Raw genomic sequence first — 2,417 nt, 5'->3', positions numbered from 1 at the left:
GTGGTGTGGCCATCCGGGCGAGTCCCGGCCCGCCCCGGCCCCCGCACCCTCCGCCGAAGGGCTGGTGGTGGGCATGGTGGTGCCGACCACCGAGTACTACTACGCGGACGTCGTGCGCGGCGCCCGGCAGACCGTCGAGGCGGCGGGAGCCCGGCTCACGATCGGGCTCTCCCGTTACCTCCCGGACGAGGACGCCGCGCAGGCCCGGCGGCTGCTGTCCACCGGCGCCGACGGGCTGCTGCTCACCCCGAGCTGGGAACGCGGCTGCCCGGAGCAGGGCGAGGGCCTGTGGACGGTAGAGCAGGAGACCCCGGTCGTCCTGGTGGAACGTTCCGCGCCCCTCGGCCACCCGGCGGCGCGCCTGGACCGGGTCCGCTCGGACCATGCGCACGGGGCCGCCGAAGCGGTGGCGCACCTGGCCGGGCTCGGGCACCGGGCGATCGCGCTCGCCGTGCAGGAAAGTCCGACCGCTCCCCGGCTCCGGGTCGGCTACAGGGCCGCCGTGGAGGCGCTGGGGCTGACCCCGGTGTCGCCCTCACCGCTGGACGAGGCTCCGTCGCGGTCGGAGGCCGATCGTTTCGAGCGAACCCTGGAGTACTTGTGCCAGGGTGTGGCGAGCGGCAACGTGACCGCCGCGATCGTGCACAGCGACGCCGACGCGATCGTCCTCATCCCCCGGCTCCAGGCCAGGGGAGTGCGGGTGCCCGAAGACCTCGCGGTGATCGCGTACGACGACGAGGTCGCATCCCTCGCCGACCTGCCGCTCACCGCGGTGGCCCCGGACAAGCACGCCGTGGGCGCCGCCGCGGCCCGGCTCCTGCTGTCCCGCCTCGGCGTCGGCGAGCCCGGCGCGACGGACACGGCGGGCCCGGGTGCCGGCGCCCGTCGGCATCTGGACATCCTGCCCACCCTGCGGGTCCGGGTCTCCTGCGGGGCGGCCGCCACCGCTCCCTGACGCACGAAGCGACGCAGGAGCACCGCACCACGAACCGTGCCCGGGTCAACAGGCCCTGCGGGCACGGCTCTTCGTGTTCCCGGAGCTCGACGGTCGTCGTGGATGCGGCACCGACCCCTCGATGATCGATTCGATTGAATTGGTCATTTCCTCTTGACGGCGATCGGTTCTGCGCAAAATGATGTGTGCCGTTCACCTCATCTCCCGCAGTTCGAGGTCCCGTAGGAGCCGGCCCATGCCCTGTATCGCCCGCACGTCCCGCCTCGCCCTCGCGGCGTCCGCCGCCTCACTCGCCCTGCTCACCACCGCCTGCGGCGGCTCGGGCTCGGACGCCTCGGGCCCCGGCGACGGCAAGCCCGTCACCCTCACCTTCTGGTCGGCCACCGCGGGCGCCAAGGAGACCGCCGACGCCTTCAACAAGACGCACACCGACATCAAGGTGAAGTTCTCCATGGTCCCCGCGGGCCCCGAGGGCGTCACCAAACTGTCCAACGCGGTCAAGGGCGGCAACGCCCCCGACGTGGCCACCATGGACTACTCCGCCCTGCCCGAGTACGCCAGCGAGGGCAACCTGGAGGACCTCACCCCCAGCTCCGGCGACCTGGTGAAGAAGGAGTTCCCCGAGGCCGTCCAGTCCCTGGTCAACCTCGGAGGGTCCACCTGGGCGGTCCCCTTCGACGTCACACCGATCCAGCTCTTCTACCGCAAGGACCTGTTCAAGAAGCACGGCGTCGACGTGCCGACGACCTGGGCCGAATACCGTACGGCCGCCGAGAAGATCCACGCCGGCGACCCGGACGTCACCATCACCAACTTCGGCGGCGGCGACCCCGCACTGCTCTCCGGCCTCGCCTGGCAGGCCGGCGCCCGGTGGTACGGCACCAGCGGCGACGCCTGGAAGGTGAACATCGACGACCCGGCCTCCCGCAAGGTCGCCGCCTACTGGGACGACCTCCTCGCCGACGGCCTCGCCTCCAAGACCCCGCTCTGGGGCGAGGGCGAGAACAAGGAGCGCGCCACCGGCAAGGTCGCCACCATCATCGGCGCCGCCTGGAGCGCGGGGAACTTCCCCGTCAGCTACCCCGACGCGAAGGGCAAGTGGGGCATAGCTCCCCTGCCCACCTGGGACGGCAAGGCGAGCACCGGCATGTACGGCGGAACCTCCTACATCGTGCCCAAGGGCAGCGAACACACCGAGGCCGCCGCCGAGTTCATCAAGTGGGTCACCACCGACCCGGCGGCCATGACCGCCCGCCTCAGCTCCCTCAAGGCCCCCAGCAGCGCCCTGCCCGCCAACGAGGGCATGCGCGCCGCGGCGGCGAAGGAGTTCGACAACTCCTACTTCGGGGACCAGGACGTCTACGCATTGGCCGGTCAGGCTGCCGACACCATCGTGCCCGGCTGGACCTGGGGCCCGGTCCAGCAGCAGGTCACCTCGGTGCCGGATGCCTGACGGGCCAAT

The 2,417-nt window shown here is 71.9% G+C and carries 1 protein-coding gene and 1 pseudogene; both read left to right on the top strand.

Annotated elements, in window-relative coordinates:
- Positions 1-955: pseudogene (locus tag D3105_RS33450) on the top strand (substrate-binding domain-containing protein); the annotation flags it as partial.
- Between the two features lie 235 nt (positions 956-1,190).
- Positions 1,191-2,408 (top strand): ABC transporter substrate-binding protein, encoded by a 1,218-nt coding sequence (locus D3105_RS33445; protein ID WP_240647126.1) that lies wholly within the window; start codon positions 1,191-1,193, stop codon positions 2,406-2,408.
- Positions 2,409-2,417 lie beyond the last annotated feature (9 nt).

The sequence above is a fragment of the Streptomyces globisporus genome (assembly GCF_003501885.1).
Classification (GTDB): Bacteria; Actinomycetota; Actinomycetes; order Streptomycetales; family Streptomycetaceae; genus Streptomyces; species Streptomyces globisporus_D.
Note: the sequence above shows the minus strand (reverse complement) of the source record. Positions and strands in the feature narration are given on the sequence as shown.